Here is a 17,551-nt window from a genome sequence, read left to right as displayed (position 1 = left end):
TCCTCCCAATGGGGTTTCGGGCCTGGCATTCCGCCAAAGAGAATTGTGTTCGGCGGCAGCCAGACAATTCCTGAGAGCTATTCGGCTGCCTGCTTCGCGCTGCCGTGCATCTGTTCGTTGGCCGACAGCACCGCCTTGACGATGTTGTGATAGCCGGTGCATCGACAGATATTGCCTTCGAGTTCGTGACGAACCGTTTTTTCGTCGAGTTCGCCACCGTGGCGATTGATCATGTCAACCGCGGTCATCACCATGCCGGGCGTGCAGAAGCCGCATTGAAGTCCATGGTGTTCCTTGAAAGCCGCCTGAACCGGGTGGAGTTCGCCGTTGCCGGCCAGTCCTTCGATTGTCGTGACTGCCGCGCCTGATGCCTGGACGGCGAGGATTGTGCAGCTCTTGACCGACTGTCCATCCATATCCACCACGCATGCGCCGCACTGGCTCGTGTCGCAGCCGACATGGGTGCCCGTCAGTCCCAGTTTTTCCCGAATGAAATGGACGAGTAGCGTGCGTTCTTCACAGTCTCCGCTCACCGCCCGGCCATTCACCGTCAGTTTCACTTTCGCCATGATGTCCTCCTCGTGCCTCCTCCAGGCACAAACGGCATCATTTGATGTTCCTGCTTTAGAATCAACCGCTACTTTAGGGAGGTGCGTTAAATTCGGCGTGTGCGGGTAAGGCGTGCTGCCGACGGGATGCTGCCGTCTAGGAAAATGGCCGCCGCTCTCCGATTGTTCCTTTTTGCGCCACAGTTTGCGGGCTAGCGTTACGAAAATATAAGAATCAGGGACGGCCACCGCCATTTCCGGCGACCTCTAGGAGTGATTGATTGATGAAGAAGATTTTTGCTTTGGTCCTTATTGGCCTTTCTATTGCAAGCTGCACACCGACCGAACGCGGTGCGGGCATCGGCGCGGCATCCGGCGCAATCATCGGCGGTGCCGTGACCGGCAACGTCCGGGGTGCTGCGATCGGTGCTGCCGTCGGCGGTGTTTCGGGCGCCGTCATCGGCCGCGTGTCCGAACAGCCGGGCCAGTGCTACTACCGTGACCAATATGGTCGTCGCTACATCGACGATTGCCGTGGCGGCTACTAAAGGCCCGGTCCTGAAGGCTTCAAATCCCGGGTTTCGGCCCGGGATTTTTTGTTTTTTCGCGCTATTCGTTCATTCTCCGCGTTAAAACGGTACACGAAAAGGAAATTTGCCGCTAAGGTCTCTGCCGGCTGGGGACGCAGGCTTAATTCCAATGTAACCAAAAAGCGGCGGATGCAGATCAGAGGGAAGGCACCGAAAACGAGTATTGCGTATCGGCGAACAGGCATCGTGCTGGTGATCGCAGCGGCAGCTGCATTTTCGCCCGCGCTGGGTGGTAACGCCTATGCCTTCAAGCTCTTCGGTATCAATTTTTTCGGGAAAGACGAGACGGCCACCGATCAGGTGCCGGATCCCGTTCGCTATGACGTCACGTTGACGACCGACGCGGTCGATCCGGACCTCAAGGAAGCACTCGAGAATAGCTCACGTCTCGTCAGCGACAAGGAGCAACCCGTTTCGGGTGATCTCGGCGTCGTCGTGAAGGCGCGTGACGATCGTGATCGTCTGATCGCTGCCCTCTACGAAAAAGCCCGCTACGGTGGCGTCGTTACCATCACCGTGGACGGCAAGAACATAGACAGCCTTCCGCCAAACCCGACCTTCGACCGCTCGAGGCCGGTGCCGGTCACCGTCAACATTGCGGCTGGACCGATCTTCCGCGTCGGCGAAGTGCAGTTCGGCGGCGACGCTGCGAACCGAAATCCTGCGGACTACGATCTGGCGCCCGGCGCTCCGGCAGGTTCCCTTGTTGTCATCAAGGCTGGCGACAAGCTGGTCGAGGAGATGAAGGAAGAAGGGCGACCGCTTGCCAAACTGACGAAGCGCGAAGTGATCGCGGATCACAGGACCGATACCGTCGATGTCGTGCTCTCGGTTGAAAGCGGACCTGTCGCGCCGATCGGCACGGTTGGTGTGACCGGCGCGAAAAGCGTTCGCCCGGATTTCATCCAGAGTTATTCCAGGCTCGACAAGGGCGACCGTTATTCACCCGAGGCGCTGAAAAAGGCCGGTGAGCGTTTGCGTGCGCTCGGCGTCTTTTCGAGCGTGACGATCCATGAAGCCGAAGGTCTTGCAGGCGACGGCAGTCTTCCGATGACGATCGAGGTGTCCGAGGGCAAGCAGCGATACTTCGGTGTCGGCGCGCAATACTCGACGATCGACGGCTTCGGTGTGAACGGTTACTGGGGCCACCGCAACCTGTTCGGCGGAGCCGAAGGCCTGCGCATCGAAGGCGCCGTCGGACGGCTTGGCGAGGCAAGCGGTGTCAGCGACCTCGATTATTCGGCCGGGATCACCTTCACTAAGCCTGGTATCTTCGTTCCCGAGGCGACGCTGACGGCGAGCATTCTTGCCAAGACCGAGAACCCCGATGCCTACAACGCCAAGCTCGTTACCGCCTCGCTCGGGATGGCATACGAACTCAACGACAGGGATACGATCACCGGCGCCGGCGAGGTCAGTTGGGAAAAGGACGACGATGCCTTCGGAGACAACACCTACCTGACCTTCGCCCTGCCGTTCCAGTTCGACCGGGACGCGCGCGACAACAAGTTCGACCCCACAGAGGGCTACCGCGCGATGGCGAAGGTCACGCCGAGCTACGAGTCCTACAGCGGCACCTTCTTCTCCGCCTTCGAAGGATCGGTGTCCGGCTATTACGGCCTCGGCGCCGAGGACCGGATCGTGCTTGCCGGCAAGGTTGCCGCAGGCTTCCTCGTCGGTGCCGACAATCTCGAGAATATCCCAGCGACACGTCGCTTCTTTGCGGGTGGCGGTGGATCCGTGCGCGGCTATGGGTACCAGGAGATCTCGCCCTACAACGCCGCAAACGAGGAAACGGGCGGAGCGTCCTATATGACCGCGTCCTTCGAGACGCGCGTCAAGATCACAGATACGATCGGGATTGTCCCCTTTATCGATGTCGGAACCGTCTCCGCAGACGTTGCGCCCGACTTTTCCGACTTTCGCGCAGGTGCGGGCATAGGCATTCGCTACGCCACGCCGTTCGGTCCTCTGCGCCTTGATTTCGCAGTCCCGCTCAACAAGTACGAGGGCGGTACGAACTACGGTATCTACGCTGGCATCGGCCAGTCGTTCTAACAGGTGTGGCGCGTGGCGGGGCTGCGCGGTTGAAGAAACGGAATGGTATCCGCGTCCATGCATATCGTGACGAAAATCGCCAAGGCTATCGCTCGGCTGCTCGGCTATTCCGCCGCCGCCGCAGTCGTTCTGCTCGCCCTTGCTCTCGGCATCTTCGGCTTCACCTCTTTCGGCGCCCGCATCGTCACGGACAAGGTCGCATCGATCATCTCCAACCGCGACATGACCATCCGCGTTCTCGAACCACAGGGACTGTTGACTGGCGGATTGCGCGCGAGCCGCATCGTTCTGTCGGATACGCGTGGGACATTTGCCGATATCGAGGGGCTTTCGATCAACTGGAACCCGCTCGCTTTGCTGACCGGTCGCTTCCACGCCGCGCGTGTCGAGGCGTCCGCTATCCGGGTGTTGCGTAAGCCTGTGCGCACGTTGCCATCCCGCCCTAGCACGCCGGAAGAAGAAGGCGACGGCGGCTTCTCGCTGCCGGTCAAGGTCGATGTCGACGCGATTTCGCTGCCGCGCATCAGCCTTGCGACGCCATTGATCGGCCGCGCGTTTACGCTCGCGGCAGATGGCAGCATGCGCGCCGACAATTCCGGTGGCGAAGCCGAGATTGCCGTCAGCAGGCATGACGTGCCCGACGCCAGACTAACAGCAAATGTGGCGTTTATGCCGGAGCACAGCCAGTTGCGGGTAAAGGCCAAGCTCAACGAGCCCAAGGGCGGGTTGCTTGCGGGCCTTCTGGCACTGCCCGGCAATCCGGCGGTGGAGATCAGCCTCGACGGCGACGGCCCTGTGTCCGACTGGAAGGGCAAACTGCAGGCCTCGCTCGACGGCCAGCAGCGCGCGGCGCTGGAAACCCATCACACGCTGACGACCGACGGCCTTCACCATGTGGAACTGAAGGGCGGCGGCGATTTCAGTTCGCTGCTTCCCGCCGCGTTCAGGCCGCTTTTTGCGGGGCAGACGAACATCGATGTCGCCGCAAACTTCGACAATAAGGGCAAGATCGATATCCAGACCGGCAATCTGGCGACCGGCGCGGTCGTCATTGCCGCCTCGGGCACGCTGGATCCCAAGGGTCGCAACAGCCTCAACGCCAATCTCCTCGGAACCTCGGGCCCCGTCGATTTCCGTTGGCCGCTTGCCGATGGCGAGGCACGCTTCCTGATTTCGGGCGTCAATCTGGCGCTGACAGGGGATGCGAAGGCCTCGAGGCTGAACGCCAGCGCTTCGCTGGATTCGGCTGTGTTGCCGCAGGCGACGATCGGCAATGTGAAGCTGACGGCCAAGAGCGACAGTTTCAATCTCGCGGGTGGATCAGGCGCCGTACAGGTCCGACTGGTGGCCGGCGAAATGACGTTTGCCAATCCAGACGTCAACCGCGCCGTGCAGGGGCCGGTGACGATCGTATTGCCGCTGCAGTTTTCGCCGCAGGCCGTCGGCTTCAACGGAACGACGATCGAGAGTGCTTCCGCCAATGCGGCGCTGAACGGTTCCTACAAGCTGGCTGACAGCACGCTGACCGGCAATGCCAAGCTGACGGTCGAACCGCCCGCCATGCCGCCCGCGGTGGCGGCGCGTTTCAACGCGCCTGTTGTCGTCGAGACCCAGGTCACCGGCACGGTACCCTCGAAAATCAACCTGTCGAACCTCACCATCAAGTCGAATACGGTGGAAGCGGCGGGCGCTGTCGTGATCGACGACAACACGCTCGATGCGACGCTGTCCGGCAAGCTTCCTGACGTCAGCAAGCTGCTCGACAGCGCGCACGGCGAACTGAATTATTCGGTGAAAGCCAAGGGTGACTTTGCGGCACTTGCGGTGTCGGCCGGCATAAAGGCCGAGTCCCTCGACATGGCCGGCCGCCAACTGACCGACCTCGACGTTACGCTCTCTGGGACCGCGGACGCCAAGGCGCCGCAGGCGGAAGTAACGGCGACGGGCAAGATTGACGGACAGGCGATCAACATCAGTACTGATGTGCAATCGGTAGACGGGCGCATCACGCTGCCATCCATCGTCGCGAACGTCGGAAAGAACCGCCTGACCGGCCATATGGAGCTTTCCGAAAGCTTCGCTCCGACAGGCAATCTGTCCTTTGATTTTCCCGATCTTGGGCTGCTGGCCGCTCTTGGCGGGCAAAAGGCAGAAGGAGACATCAAGGGGACGTTCGACGTCGCTGACGATGCGGGAAAGATTGTCCTGAAAATCGATGCTGCCGGAAGCGGCGTCAAACGCGACAACTTCGCGATCGTGAGACCTGACATCAATGTGGTCGTCAGTGACCTGAAGGCGTTTGCGGCCTCGGGAAGTGTCAGGGCAGACGAAGTCGCGTCCGGCAGCAACAAGGTCGACGCGCTGGATCTGCGCTTCACGCAGCAGCAGAACCGGACGAATTTCGAGCTCGACGCCGGCTATGATGGCCATCCGCTTCAGGCTGCCGGTGGCGTTGAAAGTAATGCCGGTACGACGCTCGTGCAACTGGACCGCTTTTCCGCCCAGCCACACGATATCCCGGTCACTCTGGACGCGCCGTCGCAATTGTCGATCTCGGGCGGAACCGTGGCGCTCAATGGACTGGCGCTGAAGGCCGGCGCCGGCACTGTGCGCGTCGAAGGGTCCGCGGGTGAAACGTTGGATCTCAAGGCCGACATCAAGGATCTGCCAGCGAGCCTCGCCAACAGCTTCGTGCCCAATCTCGATGCCGACGGCACGATTTCCGGGAAGGTAGCCGTGACCGGTACGGCTGCGGCACCCGTCGCAAACTTTCAGCTGGACTGGAAGAATGCGGCCACCAGCCATACGCGGGGTGCCGGCTTGTCTCCCCTTGCAATCGGCGCCAACGGGACGTTTGCCGATAACAAGCTCGATTTTCATACGGACCTCAGCGGCAAGGGCAATGTGTCGCTGAAGGCGGACGGCAATTTCGTTACGGCGGGCCAGAACGCGCAATCGCTCGCTGTGGATGCCAACATCGTCAACATTCCGGCCGGACTGGCGAATGCTTTCGTTCCGAAGCTTGAAGCTGAGGGTGCTATTACAGGTACCGTGACGGCATCGGGGAAGCTTCCGGCGCCTGCGCTGGATTTCAAACTGAATTGGAAGAATGCGGCGACGCGCCAGACAAGGACGGCGAAGCTCTCCGCGCTCGGGCTGGCGGTCAGCGGTAAGCTGGAAGGCAGCGTTCTCAACTTTCAGGCCAATGCCAGCGGTAGCGGAAATCTGCAGCTGAAAGCGCAGGGCAACTATGTCGTTGCCGGGGTGGACGCGCAGACACTTGCGGTCAACGGTCAGCTCAGCAACATTCCCGCAGCGCTTGCCAATGACTTCGTTCCCGATCTCGCAGCGGAAGGCGTGATTGGTGGCACATTCGATGCGTCGGGCAAGCTGCCGATGCCGAAGGCAAACGTCCACCTGAATTGGACGAACGCGGCAACGCGCCAGACAAAGGCTGCGGGTGTTTCCGGCCTCTCTCTTACCGCCAACGGCCGCTTCGACGCTGGCAAGCTCGACTTCGATACCGCTCTCTCAGCGAATGGCGGAGCTGACGTGAAGGCGACAGGTGGTTTCTCGCTTGTCGACAACGAACTGCGCGATATCGCTGTGCAGGCCAACGTCGCACGACTACCCGCAAGCCTTGGCAACGCTTTCATTCCCGGGCTTGGCGCGAGCGGTACGATCTCAGGCACCGCATCGGCAACGGGCACCTTGCAGCAGCCGAACGCGACGTTCGACCTTGCCTGGAGCGATGTTGCGACGAGCCAGACCAAGGCGGCGCGCCTGCCGGCGATGAAACTTGCCGTGAAGGGTAAGCTTGCTGACGACGCGCTGGATTTTGAAGCCAATGTCGATGGTGATGCGGGAGCTGCCCTGGCTGCTTCCGGCAAGGTGAGGCTTGAAGGCATGGCGCCGAAGAGCATCGAGGCAAATGCCACGCTCAACAGTCTTCCCGCGGCGCTGGTCAGCAGCTTCGTTCCGGACCTGCAGGCCGAGGGGACCATCACGGGCAATGCGACGGTATCAGGAGCGTTGCCGCTGCCGGCCGTCGATTTCAAGCTTGACTGGAAGAATGCCGCGACCCGGCAGACAAAGAGCGCGGGCCTTTCGGCCCTCAGCCTCAACGCGACCGGCAAGTTTGCCGACAACAGGATCGATTTCGATGCCAATCTGACCAGCGCGCAGCGGACCTTGCTGAATGCCAAGGGAACTGCCGAATTGCGCAACGGCGCGGTCGGGGGGCTTTCTGTCAATGCCGACATCAGGGATTTGCCGGCGAGTATCGCGAACGGTTTTGTTCCGGGGCTTGGTGCAGAAGGTATCATCTCGGGAACTGCGAAAACCTCGGGCACGCCTGAAAATCCGACGATCGACTTTAATTTCGATATGAAGAACGCTGCCACCAGCCAGACTCGGGCTGCCGGCGTCGGGTCGCTTTCCGCGAACGCTAGCGGCAAGCTTTCGAACAACAAGCTGGATTTTACGACCGATATTTTCGGCGGCATCTCGCTCAAGGCGCGTGGCAACTTTGTTGTTGCGGGGACCAACGCGCAATCGCTCGACGTCAAGGCCGACATAGCCAGTATGCCGGCAGGTATAGCCAATGCATTCGTGCCGGGGCTGGCAGCGGAAGGCAATATATCCGGTACGGTTTCGGCAACCGGCAAGCTTCCGCTTCCGGCCGTCGACTTCAAGCTTGGATGGAAGAATGCCGCCACCAGCCAGACGAAGGGCGCAGGGCTTGCTCCACTCTCCATCGACGCCGGTGGCAAGCTCGTCGGCGACAAGCTGACGATCGATACCACGGTAGCCGGTGATGCCGGCCTCTCGCTCAAGGGCGGCGGCAGCGTCACCATCACCGGCAACCGCTCGCTCGATATGCGCTTTTCCGGCAATCTGCCGTTCGCCGTGCTCGGCGCGCAGCTTGCGGCGCAGGGATTGGTCGCAGACGGTACCGCGAATTTCGACCTGAGAGTTGCCGGTACGGCGGCGGCGCCGCTCATCAACGGCACGATCACGACTAATGGTGCCAAGATTGTCGACGTGCGCCGCAACCTGGCGCTCAACAACCTATCTGCCGACATCCGCTTCAACGGGCAGCAGGCGGTCATTTCGCGTCTGACCGGCCAGCTCGCAAGCGGCGGCAGCATCAGCGTGTCAGGCAATGTCGGCATCCAGCCAGCGGCGAACTTCCCGGCGAACATCGACATCAAGCTCGACAAGGCCGTCTATGTCGATGGTACGCTCGTCGTTGCGACGGTTGACGGGACGATCACGCTGCGCGGTGCCTTGCTGGCGGGGCCGACGCTCGGCGGCAAGCTCTCCCTCGAGAAGGCCTCGATCACCGTGCCGGAGAAGCTGCCGACTTCGCTGCGGGAGGTGGAGATCAAGCATGTGCATGCCCCGAAGGCGGTGCTGGCGCAGCTGCGCGACGAAGGTGCCGGAGGTGCAAGCGAGAAATCCAACACCATCAACCTCGAGATTCAGCTGGACGCGCCGTCGAAAATCTTCGTGCGCGGTCGCGGCATCGATGCGGAACTCGGGGGAAGCGTCTCGATCAGGGGACGGCGGCAGCACCCCTGGTTTCCGGTGGCTTCACCATGCGTCGCGGCCGCCTGACGATCCTCAACCGCCGGCTCGATTTCACCGACAAGAGCCGCATCACGTTTGCTGGCGACCTGACACCGGCGCTGCAGATGGAAGCGAGCTCGACGTCGGGCACCACGACGCTGACGGTTGACGTTGCCGGTCTCGCAACCGACCCTTCCATCACCTTCTCCTCGTCGCCGGCTCTGCCGCAGGACGAAGTGCTGGCACAACTCATTTTCGGGCAGTCGATGTCGAAGCTGTCTGCCATACAGATCGCGCAGCTCGCGGATGCCGTCAGCCAGTTGGCGGGCGGTCGCTCGACGTCGCTGTTCCAGGGGCTACGCAATCAGCTTGGCGTCGATGATCTCGATATCAGCACCGATGCGAACGGCCAGACGAATGTCGGTGTCGGCCGCTACCTGAACGACCGCACCTACCTCGAACTGCAGCAGAACACCAAGGATGGGGCGAAGGCCATCATCAACCTGGATGTCGGACGCGGTGTGAAACTGCGTGGCGCGGCCGGGGCGAATGGCGCGGGCGAAGCTGGTATCGTCTACGAGCGGGAATATTGATCGCCGGGCGGCGATCAATGAGCTTCGTCTAGAAACTCGCCTTGCGGGTTTTCAGCAGGATATTCGTCTCGGTTACGTTTATCCCGTCGATCAGGCGGATGCGTCGCAATGTTTCATCAAACGATACCAGATCGCGGTCTTCCAGTTCGGCGATGAAGTCCCATTTTCCATTCGTACTATGCAAGGCTCGTACTTGCGGCAGCCCGCGCAACTGATCTGCCACCTTGTCGGCGAGTTTGCCGAGCACTTCGATCATCACGATGGCACGAACGCCGGCTTCGCGCGTCTCGTGGCCCGTGCGGATCGTGAAGGCGGTGATCGTACCGTTTGCGACAAGGCGCTCGATACGGGCGGCGATCGTTGCCCGCGAAGCGCCGGTGAGGGCGGCAAGCGACGAGACAGGGATGCGGGCGTTGTGCCTGAGGGCACTGAGCAGTGTTTGGTCGAGATCGTCCACGGTGTCACTTTGTCATGCCGGAGCGAGCAATATGCGAAATTGATGTCTATTATTGACACTTTTTCATCTTTTTGTCGCCGGGGCGATGTCTGATATTCAACTCTATTGTGAAGGGGACAAGCATGCAGGCACAGACAAAATCGGTGACGCTTATCGGCGCTCCGCTGGAAGAGGGTTCGGGCCGTCGCGGTGCGGCCATGGGGCCGGCAGCGCTGCGCATCGCGGGCGTCGATCAGACGTTGATCGATCTCGGATACGAAGTGGCGGACGCCGGTGACGTACAGGTCGTTCCGGCGCGCGATCTTCCCAACCACCCGAAGGCACACAACCTGCGCACCGTCGGTGCTTTCACACGAGCGCTTGAGGCAAGCGTTTACGAGGTTGCCGCGGCGGGACGTTTTCCGCTTATCCTTGGCGGCGATCACAGCCTGTCGATGGGCAGCGTTTCCGGCATGGCGCGCCATGCTGCCCAGCAGGGCCGGCCGCTGTTCGTTCTCTGGCTCGATGCGCATTCGGATTTCAACACGCCCGCAACCTCCCCTTCGGGAAATATTCACGGGATGCCGGTGGCGTTCTTCTGCGGGCAGGCCGAATTTGCCGAGATACTGCCGCGCGACCGCGCCTTCGTCGATCCGCGCAACGTCTTCCAGGTCGGAATTCGTTCGGTCGATGCACCGGAGCGTGAACTCATCAAGCAGCATGGCGTCAATGTCTTCGACATGCGGTCGATCGACGAGCAGGGTGTCGCCTCGATCATCCGCGACATTCTGAGCAAGGTCGAAGCTGCAAACGGGCTGCTGCATGTCAGTCTCGACGTCGACTTCCTCGATCCGGATATCGCGCCGGGTGTCGGGACCACCGTTCCGGGCGGGGCGACGTTCCGCGAAGCGCATCTCATCATGGAGATGCTTTGCGACAGTGGCCTCGTGTCGTCGCTCGACCTCGTCGAGCTCAATCCGTTTCTGGATGACCGGGGCAAGAGCGCCCGTGTTCTCGTCGAGCTGACGGCAAGTCTTTTCGGTCGGCGGATCTTCGACCGCCCGACACGCGCGGCATGATGGAGGGGATGCGGATGAGCAATTCTGAAAGCCTGATCAACACCGAACAGCGCCTTGGCGCTCATAACTACAAGCCTCTTGATGTCGTGCTGACGCGCGGCGAGGGCGTCTATGTGTGGGACACCGACGGCAAGCGTTATCTCGATTGCCTATCGGCTTACTCCGCGGTCAATCAGGGCCATTGCCATCCGAAGATCCTTGCCGCCATGGTCGAGCAGGCAGGAAAGCTGACGCTGACGTCGCGCGCATTCCGCAACGATCAGCTCGCACATCTCTATGAAGAGCTGGCCGCGCTCACCGGTTCGCACAAGATCCTGCCGATGAATTCCGGGGCGGAAGCCGTGGAAACGGCAATCAAGGCCGTGCGAAAGTGGGGATACGAGGTCAAGGGCGTTCCCGAGAACAAGGCCGAGATCATCGTCTGCTCGGATAATTTTCATGGCCGCACGCTGACGATCATCAGCTTCTCGACGGACCCCGATGCGCGCACCGGCTTCGGGCCTTACACGCCGGGTTTCCGCACCGTTGCCTTTGGCGACGCGGACGCGCTGGCGGCCGCCATCAACGAGAACACGGTGGCTGTGCTGATCGAACCGATCCAGGGTGAGGCCGGCGTTATCATTCCACCGGCCGGCTATTTCAAGCGCGTGCGCGAGCTCTGCACCAACCACAAGATCACGCTGATCCTCGATGAGATCCAGACCGGGCTTGGGCGAACGGGCAAGCTGCTGGCGGAAGAGCATGAGGGCATCGAGGCCGATGTGACGCTGATCGGCAAGGCGCTTTCGGGCGGCTTCTATCCCGTATCGGCCGTTCTCTCGAACTCTGAAGTTCTCGGTGTGCTGAAACCCGGTCAGCATGGTTCGACGTTCGGCGGGAACCCGCTTGCATGCGCGGTCGCCCGCAGCGCCCTGAAGGTGCTGACTGAAGAGGGCATGATCGAGAACGCTGCCGTCATGGGCGACTACTTTCTGGAAGGGCTGCGCTCGATCCGCTCCAACATCGTCAAGGATGTGCGCGGCCGTGGTCTGATGATGGCGGTCGAGCTCGTGCCGGAAGCCGGTGGCGCCCGCCAGTTCTGCTACGCGCTCAAGGAGCGTGGCCTGCTCGCGAAGGACACGCACGAGAACACCATTCGCCTGGCGCCGCCGCTTGTCATCACCAAGGAGCAGGTGGAATGGGCGGTGGACGAGATCCAGAAGACGATTGTCTGAGGCTTGCGGTCTCTTCGCGGTGCGGGCAACTGTGCGGACAGAATTCTGTTCACTTACGGAGCCCAAATGCCCGACCTCTGGCGACAGACCATCGGCAGGCCACTTGTTATCGCCCATCGCGGCGGCGCCGCGCTTGCGCCGGAAAATACCCTGGCGGCTCTGCGGGCCGCCGAGGCCGAGGGTGCGGATGCGATCGAAACGGATATACGCCAGACGCGCGACGGCGTTCTCGTCTGTGTCCACGATGCGGATCTGAACCGCCTTTGCGGCGATCCGCGTTCCGTAGCCGATCTCGATCTCACGGTCCTGCGCCAACTTTTACCCGAGGTCGTGACGCTCTCCGAAGCCCTTGCCGCTTCCGGCCGGCTTGGCGTTCTGTTGGACTTCAAGCTTGGCGATGAAGCCGCCTTGTTCCGGGTCATAGAGGAGATCGAGCGGTCGGAGGCGGAGCAGCGCGTGTTGCTGGGCCTGAGAAGCCTTCCGCTGATCCGCATGGCCCGATCGCGGACTGACGACCTCGCTATTCTGGCGTTTCTTGATGCTCCGGCTCTTGTGGAACAGGCTGCCGACGCGGGTGCGACCTGGTATCGGCTTTGGCAGGCCTGGGCAGTGGATGCGAATGTTGCCGCGGTTCGCCGTGCCAATCTGCAGCTTGCCGTCATGGTCGGCCAGCCTCGATCCGTTGCTCTTCCGGAGTATCCGCCCTTCCCGGTGGGTGACGTGGATCACGCCGGGCTTTCGAGGATCGCCGCGGTGGAGCCCGACGCAATCCTGTTGGATGATCCGCGCCTGCTTCAAACACGTCTGTTGCCCAGCCAATAGCCACCTCACGCCGGGCAAAAAATCCTGCTGGCGGATTTAGATTTGGGAAACACTCTTTCTTTAATGTCCGAACCAACCGTGACGGTACTCTCTATTTCGAGAGAACTGGCGGCTTGAAGGCAAAGTGCATCGGCGCCAATGGTGGCGTGGTTGCTTCTGCCCTGGCTTTCGACAGTTGGGACAATTCTAATGACGACGATCAATTCTCCGAGCTTCAGTGGCGACACGCTTGAGATCATTGCCTTCCGCCTGCACGATCAAGAATTCTGCGTGAAGACGACGACCATTCGCGAAATCCGCGGCTGGGCACCTTCTACGCCGATCCCGCATTCGCCGGCCGACGTTATCGGCGTCATGAACCTGCGCGGCTCGGTTATCCCGATCATCGACCTCGCCTTCAAGCTCGGCATGAAAAGCACCGTTGCCAACGAGCGCAGCGCCATCGTCGTCGCCGAGGTCCACAGCATGGTCATCGGCATGTTGGTGGATCGCGTGTCCGACATCCTCACGATTTCGTCGAGCCAGGTTCAGCCGGTTCCCGAGGTCACCGCATCCTTCGATCGCGCCTTCTGCGAGGGCATCATTGCCTCGGAGAACGGCATGATCTGCTTCCTGAACCTCGCCAAGATGTTCAAGGAAAACGAGACGGACGACCTCGCAGCCTGAGGCTGTTCCGCTTTCCTGACAAGCATTCGCCCTGCCCGCGTGTTTTCGCCGGCGGGGCGATTTCGTTTCGGCAGTGCAGACGGATAAGTGGTTCACCTACACCGAATCTACTGGCCCACGCAGCCTGCATTTTTTGATGGTTGTGAAAGCCAACGAACTGGGAGATCAGGCAAGCGGTTCTCAGTGGACCTCGGTCGCGCAATCGGCCAAGAATGGATATCGAGCAACAACCGGGAGACGCATATGAACCGCAGCCTCGTGACCATTCTCGCCTTGGTGACTCTATCCACGCCCGTCCTTGCCAAATCTCCCACCGACATCGCGGATCTGGTCGGCGCGCGGGCGGCTGGTGCGGAGTCGGAAATCCAGGCGAGGGGCTACGACAACGTCAAGAACAACATCTGGTGGAACGGCGCCACCGGCACCTGCGTTCGCGTCCGTGTCTCCAACGGCCGCTACTCAACGATCGATACGTTGAAGCCAAACGCCTGCGGCCAGAAAAGCAGTAGCCGCAACGCCGCAAGCGGCGGCAAGCCGGCTATTCAAGGAAGTGCTCCGCAGGCCGCCGTGAATGCCTGCATGAAGCGCGCGGACGAGTTTCAGAGTGCCCGCCGTGGGACGAGTGTTGCCGGCGGAGCCGAGAGAGCGGGGCCGAACTGGGTGCTGACGATGGCAACAGGCCAGTACACCTCCAAGTGCACCGTGTCGGGTTCCGGCCGGATCGTCAGCATGGATCCCGTGTGAGTTCGATTCCAGGTCCCGGGGGCCGGCGCTACCGATGATCCCGGCGCTCTCACGCTGGCGGTTTTTCGATTCAACACCTCTTTAAACTTTTCAAATCCTCCACCATATCCAGCCCAAGTTCTTCGACCACAAATCCCAAGCGTGGCGGAACAATGGGCTTGCCGTTTGAGGGAGCTCAATCTCAGTCATCGGCCTGTGCCTTATAAGGGCAGGGCGATCTATGGAGGTACAGCATGAATATCGAAAAATACTCCGAGCGGGTGCGCGGTTTCATTCAATCCGCCCAGACCTATGCGCTTGCGCAGGGGCACCAGCAGTTCACCCCCGAGCATGTCCTGAAAGTCCTTTTGGACGATGATCAGGGCATGGCAGCGTCGCTGATCGAGCGCGCCGGCGGTGATCCCAAGGCAGCGCGTCTTACCAACGATGCCGCACTCGCCAAGCTGCCGAAAGTCTCCGGCGGCAACGGGCAGATTTATCTTGCGCAGCCGCTTGCCAAGGTTCTTTCGACCGCCGAAGAGGCTTCGAAGAAGGCCGGCGACAGTTTCGTCACCGTCGAACGCCTGTTGCAGGCTCTGGCGATCGAGACTTCTGCCTCGACGTCCACGACGTTGAAGAACGCCGGCGTGACCGCGCTTGCGCTCAATCAGGTCATCAACGAGATCCGCAAGGGCCGTACCGCAGACAGCTCGAACGCCGAACAGGGCTTCGATTCGCTGAAGAAGTACGCTCGCGATCTGACCAGCGAAGCCCGCGAAGGCAAGCTTGATCCCGTCATCGGTCGTGACGACGAGATCCGCCGCACGATCCAGGTTCTGTCGCGCCGTACCAAGAACAATCCGGTGCTGATCGGCGAGCCGGGCGTCGGCAAGACCGCCATCGTCGAAGGCCTTGCGCTGCGCATCGTCAATGGCGACGTGCCAGAGTCTCTCAAGGACAAGAAGCTGATGGCGCTCGACATGGGCGCGCTGATCGCAGGTGCCAAATATCGCGGCGAGTTCGAGGAGCGTTTGAAGGCAGTTCTCAACGAGGTGCAGGCCGAAAACGGCGAGATCATCCTCTTCATCGACGAAATGCACACGCTTGTCGGCGCCGGCAAGGCGGATGGAGCGATGGACGCTTCCAACCTTTTGAAGCCCGCGCTTGCCCGCGGCGAGCTGCACTGCGTCGGCGCGACCACGCTCGACGAATACCGCAAGCATGTCGAAAAAGATCCGGCCCTTGCCCGCCGCTTCCAGCCAGTCATGGTCGAGGAGCCGACGGTCGAGGACACGATCTCGATCCTGCGTGGCCTCAAGGAAAAGTACGAACAGCACCACAAGGTCCGCATCTCGGATTCGGCCCTGGTTGCGGCTGCGACGCTTTCCAACCGCTACATCACCGACCGTTTCCTGCCGGACAAGGCCATCGACCTGATGGATGAAGCCGCTGCGCGGTTGCGCATGCAGGTGGATTCCAAGCCCGAGGAGCTGGACGAACTCGATCGCCGGATCATGCAGCTGAAAATCGAGCGCGAAGCGCTGAAGAAAGAAACCGATACGGCGTCCGCCGATCGGCTGGTGCGGCTTGAAACAGAGTTGACCGGCCTCGAAGAAGAGGCCGACGCCCTGACGGCTCGTTGGCAGGCGGAAAAGCAGAAGCTCGGCCTAGCAGCGGACCTGAAGAAGCAGTTGGACGAAGCCCGCAACGATCTGGCGATCGCCCAGCGCAAGGGCGAGTTCCAGCGCGCCGGCGAACTCACCTACGGCGTCATTCCGGAACTGGAAAAGAAGCTTGGCGAAGCCGAACAGCAGGACAGCGATCGCAGCGCCATGGTGCAGGAGGTCGTGACCCCCGACAACATCGCGCATGTCGTTTCCCGCTGGACCGGCATCCCCGTCGACAAGATGCTGGAAGGCGAGCGCGACAAGCTGCTTCGCATGGAAGACGAGCTGGCGAAGTCGGTGATCGGCCAGGGTGATGCGGTTCAGGCCGTCTCGCGTGCCGTGCGCCGTGCGCGTGCCGGTCTACAGGATCCGAACCGGCCGATCGGCTCGTTCATCTTCCTCGGGCCAACAGGCGTCGGCAAGACCGAGCTTACCAAGGCGCTTGCCCGCTTCCTCTTCGACGACGAAACGGCGATGGTTCGCATGGATATGTCCGAGTACATGGAGAAGCACTCCGTGGCCCGGCTCATCGGCGCTCCTCCCGGCTATGTCGGCTATGAGGAAGGCGGTTCTCTGACGGAAGCGGTGCGTCGCCGGCCCTATCAGGTCGTGCTTTTCGACGAGATCGAAAAGGCGCATCCCGATGTCTTCAACGTGCTCCTTCAGGTGCTCGACGATGGCCGCCTGACCGATGGTCAGGGCCGCACGGTCGACTTCCGCAACACGATGATCATCATGACGTCGAACCTCGGTGCGGAGTACCTGACCCAGCTGAAGGACGGGGATGACAGCGAAGTCGTTCGCGAACAGGTGATGGACGTTGTGCGCGGTCATTTCCGGCCGGAGTTCCTGAACCGTATCGACGAGATCATCCTGTTCCACCGCCTGAAGCGCGAGGAAATGGGTGCGATCGTCGATATCCAGCTGAAGCGTCTGGTGCAGCTGCTCGCCGAACGCAAGATCACGCTCGAACTCGACGACGATGCCAGAAACTGGCTAGCCAACAAGGGTTACGATCCCGTCTATGGCGCGCGTCCGCTGAAGCGGGTGATCCAGAAGTACGTTCAGGATCCGCTCGCCGAACAGATCCTCTCCGGCCAAGTGCCTGACGGCTCCACGGTGAAGATCACCAGCGGCACGGACCGGCTGTTGTTCCGCACGCGGAATTCAACAGTCGACCAGGCGGCCTAAAACGCTCGACATCAAAATGAAAATGGCGGCTTCGGCCGCCATTTTTGTTCGATCATTATTTGCTTGCCACCTGCGGCGGCGGCTGGTTGCCGAGAAGCGCGTCGATGCGCTGGCGCTCGTCCTCGAACTTGGAAAGCGCGGTGCCGGTCAGGGACTTGCCGCCCGGCAGGCGGACGCGCAGCGGGTCGACCTTGGTGCCGTTGACGATCATCTCGTAGTGCAAATGCGGTCCGGTGGATTCGCCCGTCGTGCCGACCCAGCCGATGACCTGGCCCTGGCGCACCTTGGCACCGGGAACGACGCCCTTGGCGATCGCGCTTTGGTGATTGTAGGAGGATTCGTAGCCATTCGCATGGCGCACGATCGTCTGGTTGCCATAGCCGCCGGAGTCCC

General features: G+C 61.3%; 11 protein-coding genes and 1 pseudogene (1 of these 12 only partly in view). 9 read left to right on the top strand and 3 right to left on the bottom strand.

Going from position 1 to position 17,551, the window contains the following annotated elements:
• Positions 1-77: 77 nt before the first annotated feature.
• A complete protein-coding gene (locus FZ934_RS14300) occupies positions 78-569 on the bottom strand; it encodes a (2Fe-2S)-binding protein (RefSeq protein ID WP_153271610.1) in 492 nt (163 codons plus the stop codon).
• Between the two features lie 263 nt (positions 570-832).
• Here FZ934_RS14300 and FZ934_RS14295 point away from each other — a divergent pair, with 263 nt between their 5' ends.
• The 3 genes and pseudogenes from FZ934_RS14295 (at position 833) to FZ934_RS14285 (ending at position 9,360) form a co-directional block, all read left to right on the top strand.
• A complete protein-coding gene (locus FZ934_RS14295; protein WP_113361892.1) occupies positions 833-1,096 on the top strand; it encodes a YMGG-like glycine zipper-containing protein in 264 nt (87 codons plus the stop codon).
• Between the two features lie 171 nt (positions 1,097-1,267).
• Entirely contained in the window at positions 1,268-3,196 is a 1,929-nt protein-coding gene (locus FZ934_RS14290; protein WP_153271609.1) for an autotransporter assembly complex protein TamA, read from the top strand.
• 57 nt (positions 3,197-3,253) lie between these two features.
• Positions 3,254-9,360: pseudogene (locus tag FZ934_RS14285) on the top strand (translocation/assembly module TamB domain-containing protein).
• 28 nt (positions 9,361-9,388) lie between these two features.
• Here FZ934_RS14285 and FZ934_RS14280 read toward each other — a convergent pair.
• Positions 9,389-9,817, bottom strand: a complete 429-nt coding sequence (locus tag FZ934_RS14280) for an Lrp/AsnC family transcriptional regulator (protein ID WP_113361890.1) — start codon at positions 9,815-9,817, stop codon at positions 9,389-9,391.
• A gap of 122 nt (positions 9,818-9,939) precedes the next feature.
• On the opposite strand from FZ934_RS14280, the gene rocF reads away from it, so the two are divergent.
• From rocF to clpB, 6 genes are all read left to right on the top strand, one after another.
• A complete protein-coding gene (gene rocF, locus FZ934_RS14275; RefSeq protein ID WP_153271608.1) occupies positions 9,940-10,875 on the top strand; it encodes an arginase in 936 nt (311 codons plus the stop codon).
• Between the two features lie 14 nt (positions 10,876-10,889).
• Positions 10,890-12,089 (top strand): ornithine--oxo-acid transaminase, encoded by a 1,200-nt coding sequence (gene rocD / locus FZ934_RS14270; protein ID WP_113361888.1) that lies wholly within the window; start codon positions 10,890-10,892, stop codon positions 12,087-12,089.
• Positions 12,090-12,155: 66 nt separating this feature from the next.
• On the top strand, positions 12,156-12,911 hold the full coding sequence (locus FZ934_RS14265; protein WP_153271607.1) for a glycerophosphodiester phosphodiesterase: 756 nt from the start codon (positions 12,156-12,158) through the stop codon (positions 12,909-12,911).
• A gap of 189 nt (positions 12,912-13,100) precedes the next feature.
• Positions 13,101-13,577 (top strand): chemotaxis protein CheW, encoded by a 477-nt coding sequence (locus FZ934_RS14260; RefSeq protein WP_056810007.1) that lies wholly within the window; start codon positions 13,101-13,103, stop codon positions 13,575-13,577.
• 243 nt (positions 13,578-13,820) lie between these two features.
• Positions 13,821-14,321, top strand: coding sequence for a hypothetical protein (locus FZ934_RS14255; RefSeq protein WP_153271606.1), 501 nt, complete (start codon positions 13,821-13,823; stop codon positions 14,319-14,321).
• A gap of 233 nt (positions 14,322-14,554) precedes the next feature.
• Positions 14,555-17,158, top strand: a complete 2,604-nt coding sequence (gene clpB / locus FZ934_RS14250) for an ATP-dependent chaperone ClpB (protein WP_153271605.1) — start codon at positions 14,555-14,557, stop codon at positions 17,156-17,158.
• Positions 17,159-17,213: 55 nt separating this feature from the next.
• On the opposite strand, the gene FZ934_RS14245 is transcribed toward clpB, so the two are convergent.
• Positions 17,214-17,551: the 3' portion of a M23 family metallopeptidase gene (locus FZ934_RS14245; protein WP_153271604.1), read on the bottom strand. The gene runs 1,606 nt beyond the window's last position; the window shows 338 of its 1,944 coding nt (coding positions 1,607-1,944); the start codon falls outside the window, past its right edge; the stop codon is at positions 17,214-17,216.

The sequence above is a fragment of the Rhizobium grahamii genome (assembly GCF_009498215.1).
In the GTDB taxonomy this organism is placed as follows: domain Bacteria; phylum Pseudomonadota; class Alphaproteobacteria; order Rhizobiales; family Rhizobiaceae; genus Rhizobium; species Rhizobium grahamii_A.
This window is presented reverse-complemented; position numbering and strand designations above follow the sequence as displayed.